Genomic DNA, 7,120 nt, shown 5'->3' with positions numbered 1-7,120 from the left:
GCCCGAGCACCCGGACTACCCCCGCATCCTCGCCGTCTTCAACGGTGCGACCGGACCGCTACGGGCCCGGGATGTCTGCGAAGCCCTCGATCACGAACTGCTGCCGAAGAACATCGAGGGCACCCGCGCCAAGCTGAAACGCCTGGTCAAGCTCGGCATCATCACCGAGATCGACACGGGCAGCTTCGCCAGGAAGCAATAGCCGACCAAGCCCCGCGACCACCAGCCCTGCCCCAACCTCACCAGGAAACGGACATCAGATCACGAACCGCCCTCTGAGGAGCGGCCTTCCCGCCTACGCTCCACACACCGCGAGCCGCCTAGCTCGCGGTGTGTGTTCCGGTGTTGGTGACGACACGTCGCACGCGGGCCGGGCAGGCACGTGTGGAAGCGGCCTCGTCGACCTGGGCGCACGGCTCGGAGCCGGCCAGTCACTCGCCAACGGCTGCCTGCCGGCGGCGCCATCCTCATCGGCTGAGCGATCTGCCATCGATGCGATCGCTCACCGGATAGGTTCATCCCATGCCCAGTCGCCTCCTCGAACTTCGCGTCGAGAACTTCCGCAGCCTGCGCGACGTAACCATCCCCCTCGGCCCGCTGACCGTTCTGGTGGGCCCGAACGGCGTGGGCAAGTCGAACGTGCTGAAGGTCTTCGAGTTCCTCGCCGACATCATCCGCACAGACCTCCAACCTGCGCTCGACGACCGGGGCGGGTTCGATGAGGTCGCCTTCTGGGGCGGGCAGAGACCTCCCACGTTCATGAAGGTCCGGCTGACTGCCACGTGGACAACTCATTCCACGCTCAATGCGCCTGACGAGTACAGCCTCACCATCCGGCGTCGGTCACTGCCATCGAACAGGGACAGCAACCGCGCTGCCTACACCCTGTCTCGCGAAGAGCGCTTCGCGTTCAAGCGAACCCAGGGTCGTGGGCGACGCATCACCATCTCGGGCGAGGAAGCGCGGGTGGTCGACAAACGTGGAGGCAAGGAGGAGAGCCCTGGAAGCAGCATCGGCATCCGCAGACTGAGCAGTGGGTTGTCCACTCTCCCCAGACTCGGTCCCGCAGATGGCGGTGACGAAGTGACTCGCCTCGCCGACCGCCTCTCCTCCTTCCGGGTCTTCGATGTCGACGTGCCCGCGGCCCGTCTCCCCACTCGTCTGCGTTCCGCGGACATGACGACCCTGGCGCCACGTGCCGAGAACCTGGCCGCGTTCCTCATCCACCTGAACGGCAGGGAAGAGATCTGGGAGAGTCTCGTCGAGGATGCCCGGCAGTGCCTTCCGCAACTGGAGGACATCGAGTTCGAGACGGTGGGCGGTTCGGTCGATCGGCTGACCGTCCTCCTGCGGGAGCGCGGCCTACGCCGGCTGACCCCTCTGGCTGATGCTTCCTACGGTACGGTGCGACTACTCGGGCTGCTCGCCCTGCTCTACGACCCCCGGCCACCAGCCCTCACGTGCATCGAAGAGATCGATCACGGACTGCACCCTCAGGCGCTGGAACTCGTCGTGCAGCGGCTGCGGGAAGCCTCCGAGCGAACCCAGTTCATCGTCGCCACCCACTCACCTGCGCTGGTGAACCGGCTTCGCCCGGAGGAGTTCATCGTCTGCGACCGGGACGAGGGAAGCGCGTCGATCATTCCGGCACTCACCGCGAGTGAAGTGGAGGAGATCGTCGAGGAGTCCGGTGACCAGCCGCTCGGCGAACTGTGGTTCGCGGGTGTGCTCGGTGGCGATCTGACCGGGGGCGCTCTGTGAACAGCACAGGCCGGGGCAGTCGCCGACACCCCGGTGTCCAGGACCGGGTGATCGTCTTCGCAGGCGAGGACCGGAACGACTGCGCCATCATGGCCGATCTGGTACGTGCACATCGTCCCGATCTCAGTGCGGCCGCCAAGCTCGTCCGCATCAACGACCCGGTGCGGCTCCGAAGGAAGTCCGGTCCCGATCTGACCGAAGCGGTGCGGGTGCTTGCCGGAAAGGCGCGCGCCAAGGCATTCCAGCAGAGGGCAAAGTTGCTGGGGCTTGTGGTGCACGAGGATCTGGATGGATTCACCGACCAGGATTATCGCCGCATCCGCACGACGGTCAAGGATGCGCTCGGCCGGGAGTGCAACGGAATCCACCACACCGCCCTGGCGCTCGCCGCTTGGGAATCCGAGGGCTGGCTTCTCCTCTTTCCCGACGCCTTCCCCCGCGTAAGGTCTCGATGGAAAGTTCCCGCTCAGTTACGCGGGAGGGACTTTGGCCGGATCCGAGAGCCGAAAGAAGAGCTGAAGAGGCGGCTGGGCTCCCCACCCTTCCGGGAAAGCGATGGGCCGGCGGTCGCACGCATAGCACGGGAGAACGATCTGATCTCTGCTCCCGAAGGAAGAAACGACTCATACACCGACTTCATCAAAGACCTCAAGGGTTGGGCCGGAGCGTCAGGGCGGGGGTAAGGCCACGGTGATCGACCCACCGTAAGTCACTGAGCGAGCTAGAGCCCGGGAACCGTGTAACCGTTCAGGGCCCACAGTGCGGCCGAGTACCACTGCAGACCGATGGCGGCGAACAACGCACTGCCCGCCGCGGGGAGCAGCCAGCCGGGGAGGTGGCGGCTGCGTACGACCAGGACCTTCGCGACGAAGGCCCCGTACAGCACGCAGCCGACGATCGAGTGGAGATGGACGCGGGTGTCGAAGGTCTCCACGCCGTAGGTGCGGACGCAGTGGTAGGCGATGGGCACCGACAGCAGGAAGGCCCCCCATCCGAGCACGCGGTGGGTGAGGCGGACGGGGCGGGACGCGGGGGTGATGCGGGGGAGCGCGCCGTACATCCACAGCGCGAGCAGAACCTGGATGACGGCCAGGCCGAACAGCGCGGTGCCCAGGCGGGCCTTGAGGGTGACCGCGGCGTCGCCTTCCTGGCCGAAGAGGCCCGTCGTGTACTCGGGCGTGTGGTGCTCACCGACCAGCCAGATCACCACCCCCGTGGCCACCGGCAGCGCGGCGCCGAGGAGGAAGAAGACGCCGCGTGCCGGGGAGGGGCGGCGGTGGGATCGGGGACGGGGTGACGACTTCATGCCGATCGCCCGTGCGCCGGGCGGCGACTAGTACCCCGGCCCGTCCGAGCCGCCGGCCGAGTCGCTGCTGGTCTTGACCGCTTTGCCGTCGGCGTCGAGGACGAACCACTTGGCGCCGAACTGGTTGAGGCCCTGGCCGTTGGTGTCGCCGGCGCTGGTGTCGGCCTGGTACCGGTAGAGGGGGTGGCCGTCGTAGGTGACCTGCATCTTGCCGTCGGAGCGCTTCGACGTGTCGATGAGCTTGGACTGCGCCGAGCCGTCGGTCTTGGGTGTCCCGGTGGTGACCAGCGGCGGCCACGCCTCGGCGCAGGCGCCGTCGCAGGTGGACGTGGTCGAGGTGTCCTTTTCGAAGAGGTAGAGGGTGCGGCCCTGTTCGTCGACCAGGATGGTGCCGAGCTTGTCGGCGGAGGCGGTCTTCACCGTGGCGTCGTCGCCGGCCTGCCTGACGCTGGGCGCCTCGCGCGATGCCTTGGCCGACGCTTTGTCCGGCGCCTTGGTCGAGGGGGTCGAGGAGGATGCATCGCTGTCGCTGTCGGCACAGCCGCCCGCGGTGGTCATCATCACGATCGCGGCCGCACCCACGACGGCCCGGCGGATACGCCTCATCTCAGCTCCACAACTCGTGAGGCCCGCACGTCCGAGGGGCCGGATGAAGGCATATTCCCTGATTTACGGCTTCCCGGCGGCCCTTGGCGCCGGGCGGGGCGCGGATTCACTGAGATGGCGGCGCGACGGAGGGGTACGGGGGTCCCGTCGGCCGAGCTTCCGAGCGCCCGGGGGCCGGGGCCGGCCGGCGGACGCGCCCTGTCGATCGCCTTTCGCGTGCGGGATGATGAAGCAGACACGGTCGGCGAGGGCAAGGGGGTGCGACGTGGCGATCGACCCGGGGCGCCATGCGGTGGTGGTGGGAGCCGGAGTCTCCGGTCTGCTCGCCGCTCACGTGCTGGCGAGCCGCTTCGAGCGGGTGACGGTGGTCGAGCGGGATGCGTTGGCCGACGGGGCGCCCGCGTTCCGGCCCGGGGTGCCGCAGTCGAGGCATGTGCACGTCCTGTGGTCCCGCGGGCAGGCCGCGGTGGACGCGCTCTTACCGGGGGCCGTCACCGACCTCGAAGCCGCCGGGGCCACCCTCGTCCGCGCCCCTGATCAGATGCGCTGGCTCTCTCCGGCCCGGTGGTTCGACGGCGTCCCGGGAGCGCACTACCTCTCCGCCTCGCGTGAACTGGTGGAGTCGACCGTGCGGCGCAAGGTCGGCGACCATCCCGCGATCGCATGGATGCCCCGTCACGAGGTGACCGCCCTGGTGCCGGGGCGGGACGGGGCGGCGGCGGTGTCCGGCGTACGGCTGCGCGAGCGCGGCAAGGACGGTCAGGAGTCCACGGTCCACGCCGACCTGGTGGTCGTCGCCACCGGCCGCAGCTCCCGCACCACCCGCTGGCTGGCCGAACTCGGTCACGCCGCGCCGACCACGGAGCGGTTCGACGCGCACCTCGGCTACTCCTCCCGTTACTACCGGCGCCCGGCCGCCGAAGGCCCCTGGAAGGCCATGTACGTGCAGGGCAACCCGGAGGTGCCACGCGCCGGGGTGATCACGCCGATCGAAGGCGGGCGCTGGCTGGTCACGCTGATCGGGCAGGCTGAACACCAGCCGCCGGTCGAGGAGAAGGACTGGCTCGCCTTCGCCGCCTCCCTGCGCACCGATGAGCTGGCGGAGGCGATCACGGGCCTGGAGCCGTTGTCGGACGCGGTCGCCTTCCGGGCGACGGCGAACGAGTGGACGCACTTCGAGCGGGCGAGGCACTGGCCCCGAGGGCTGCTGGTGGTCGGCGACGCCCTGTGCCGCTTCAACCCGGTCTACGGGCACGGGATGACGGTCGCTGCCACACAGGCGCAGGCCCTCGCCGCCCGGATCTCGGCGCTCGGGCCGGCGGAGGTCCCTGCGCGTGCACCGGAGCTGCAGAAGGCCGTGGCGAAGTGCGCGCGGGACGCCTGGGTGATCGCCACGGGCGAGGATTCCCGCTACCCGGACACGGACGGGCCGAAGCCGGGGCGACTCGGCAGGATGCAGCAGCGCTACATGTCACGGGTGGTGGCCGCGGCCAACACCGACCCGGTGGTGTCCGAGGCGTTCTTCGCGGTGCTGTCACTCAACCGCCGCCCCGAATCGCTGCTTGCGCCGCGGATCGCGGCGCGCGCAAGGCGGTGACCGGCCGGCTCTTCCGACCGCTCCGCGCGGCCGCCTCCTCCACGTGCCCGCCGGGCCGCGGGACGTGCTGATGAAGTGGGCTTTCGGTCTCCTTGCCGGATTTTCCCTCGGCGGGGGCGAGTTCCCCTCATGGATGCAGGAGACGTGAGAACTGCTTCATACAAGGGCACCCCGGGCACTTCACCCCCGTCGGCTGCCGTTAATCTCCGCGCTTATGACCGACCTTGAGATACACCAGCCGGACGCGGACGGCACCGGCGGCCGAACCGCCGGTTCCGCGTCCAGGACCAAGGCTGACGCCGAAGCCGACGGGGGTGACGGCGCCCGCGAAAGCGTCCGCGCGGATGCCGGATCGGCCGAGGACTCCGAAGTCGCCGAAGCCGCCGCAGGGGCCTCGGAAGCCCCCGCCCTCGCCTCCGCCGAAGCCGCCCCTCCCTCCGGCCGCCGCTGGGTGCTCCTGGGCGCCGGGGGTATCACCCTCGCCGTGCTCGCCGCCGACCTCATATCCCGCGGCATCAACGCCTACGAGGACATCCCCAGCGTCCGCAGGATGCTCAACGTCGACCTCGAAGCCAACCTCGCCACCTGGTGGAACAGCACCCTCCTCCTCGCCGTCGCCGGTGTCGCCCTCGCCGCCGCGCTGCTCAGCGGGCGTGACGCCCGCCCCGGGCGGCTGTCGTGGCTCGGGTTCTCCGCGGCGACCGCGCTGCTCAGCGTCGACGAGACCGTCTCCCTCCACGAGCGTCTCGGCGAGGTCGGCAAGTCGTGGAAGGAGACCGCCGGGGTCGCGCTGCCCTCGCACGCCTGGGTGCTGCCCGGGGCGATCCTCGCCGTGGTGGGCGTCGTGGTCGCCGTGGTGTGGGCGCGGGGGCTGCCGCGGGATCTGCGGTACGGGCTGCTGGGGGCGCTCGGTGTGTATCTGGGGGGTGCGCTGGTCGTCGAGGCGTTCAACGGCTGGGCGCACAAGAACGATTACAGCCTCACGCTCATGCTCGGCACCCTCGTCGAGGAGGGACTGGAGATGGGCGCCTGCGTCGTCGCACTCGCCGTCCTCGGCCGGTACGTCGTCCTGGAGCACGACCCGGTCACCGGCCGGACCACCGCCCTCCTGCGCTCCGAGCGCGCGGAGCCCTCCGGCCGGGCCGGGGCGCGGTCCGCCGTCACTCCGCCCGTACGACGGGCTGCCTGAGGACGGTCTTCAGTTTCTCCGGCCGCGCTCGCCGCGGGTCGCTGAGGTAGACCTCGTGGTGGTGCCCGGTCATCCGGAGGCCGTGCGCGGCCAGGTACTCGTCATGGAGCCTGGCCAGCGCCGGCCCCTCGTCGTCGTACGGGCCCACGTGCAGAAGCTGCGCGCTGGTGCCCTCGTGCAGCGTCTCGACGCGGAGTCCGGGCAGCGCGGGCAGGGCGGCGGCGCCCTTCTTCGCCAGCGCCGCCTGCTTCGCCTCCGCCACGAAGCCGTCGGTGATCCACTCCGGCAGGCTGATCAGCATGCGCCACTGCCATGCGGCCTTGTCCCGTGTCACGAACACCTCCGGGCGGTCCGCCCACCACAGCCCTTCGAGCGGTCCGACGACGAAGTCCCGGCCCAGGGTGCACTTGCCGGCGAACTTCGCCGTGTACGCGACCGAGTACAGCGCCTCGACCGCCTCGGTGTAGGAGGTGCTTGTATTCGGATCGCCCTTGCCGTCCACGGCGAGGAAACGCTGCGGTGGCACGTCGACGAGCGCCCAGTCGGTGTTCTTCGGCGCGTAGAGCTGCCTGAGTTCACGCTTCACGTCGTACTTGTCGTGCTTGCCGCCGTGTGGGCCGCCGTGCACGCCGTCGGAAGGGGGCATGGACGGGAGTCGCCT

The 7,120-nt window shown here is 69.8% G+C and carries 7 protein-coding genes and 1 pseudogene; 5 read left to right on the top strand and 3 right to left on the bottom strand.

The window, feature by feature from the left end:
* The 3 genes and pseudogenes from I003_RS0124275 to I003_RS0124265 form a co-directional block, all read left to right on the top strand.
* Nucleotides 1-202 (top strand): annotated as a pseudogene (locus I003_RS0124275) (hypothetical protein); the annotation flags it as partial.
* Nucleotides 203-522: 320 nt separating this feature from the next.
* Nucleotides 523-1,761 carry an AAA family ATPase gene (locus tag I003_RS0124270; RefSeq protein ID WP_027773891.1) on the top strand — a complete coding sequence of 413 codons (1,239 nt, stop codon included), beginning with the start codon at nucleotides 523-525 and terminating at the stop codon, nucleotides 1,759-1,761.
* 47 nt (nucleotides 1,762-1,808) lie between these two features.
* Nucleotides 1,809-2,444 (top strand): hypothetical protein, encoded by a 636-nt coding sequence (locus I003_RS0124265; protein WP_027773890.1) that lies wholly within the window; start codon nucleotides 1,809-1,811, stop codon nucleotides 2,442-2,444.
* Nucleotides 2,445-2,482: 38 nt separating this feature from the next.
* Here I003_RS0124265 and I003_RS0124260 read toward each other — a convergent pair whose 3' ends face one another.
* Both I003_RS0124260 and I003_RS0124255 read right to left on the bottom strand, forming a co-directional pair.
* The gene (locus I003_RS0124260; RefSeq protein WP_027773889.1) at nucleotides 2,483-3,067 is read right to left on the bottom strand and encodes a DUF6529 family protein; all 585 of its coding nucleotides are present in this window, start codon (nucleotides 3,065-3,067) and stop codon (nucleotides 2,483-2,485) included.
* Between the two features lie 27 nt (nucleotides 3,068-3,094).
* Entirely contained in the window at nucleotides 3,095-3,673 is a 579-nt protein-coding gene (locus I003_RS0124255; protein ID WP_027773888.1) for a hypothetical protein, read from the bottom strand.
* Between the two features lie 265 nt (nucleotides 3,674-3,938).
* Between I003_RS0124255 and I003_RS0124250 the strand changes: the two genes are divergently transcribed.
* Together I003_RS0124250 and I003_RS0124245 are read left to right on the top strand one after the other, a co-directional pair.
* Nucleotides 3,939-5,270: an FAD-dependent monooxygenase gene (locus I003_RS0124250; RefSeq protein WP_027773887.1), complete on the top strand. Its 1,332-nt coding sequence runs from the start codon at nucleotides 3,939-3,941 to the stop codon at nucleotides 5,268-5,270.
* Nucleotides 5,271-5,484: 214 nt separating this feature from the next.
* A complete protein-coding gene (locus I003_RS0124245) occupies nucleotides 5,485-6,459 on the top strand; it encodes a hypothetical protein (protein WP_027773886.1) in 975 nt (324 codons plus the stop codon).
* Here the strand turns inward: I003_RS0124245 and I003_RS0124240 are convergent.
* Entirely contained in the window at nucleotides 6,431-7,105 is a 675-nt protein-coding gene (locus I003_RS0124240) for a GyrI-like domain-containing protein (protein ID WP_037721586.1), read from the bottom strand. The genes I003_RS0124245 and I003_RS0124240 overlap by 29 nt on opposite strands.
* Nucleotides 7,106-7,120 lie beyond the last annotated feature (15 nt).

The sequence above is a fragment of the Streptomyces sp. CNQ329 genome, assembly GCF_000482585.1.
The sequence above is the reverse complement of the archived record's forward strand: the minus strand, read 5'-3'. Positions and strand labels throughout refer to the sequence as shown.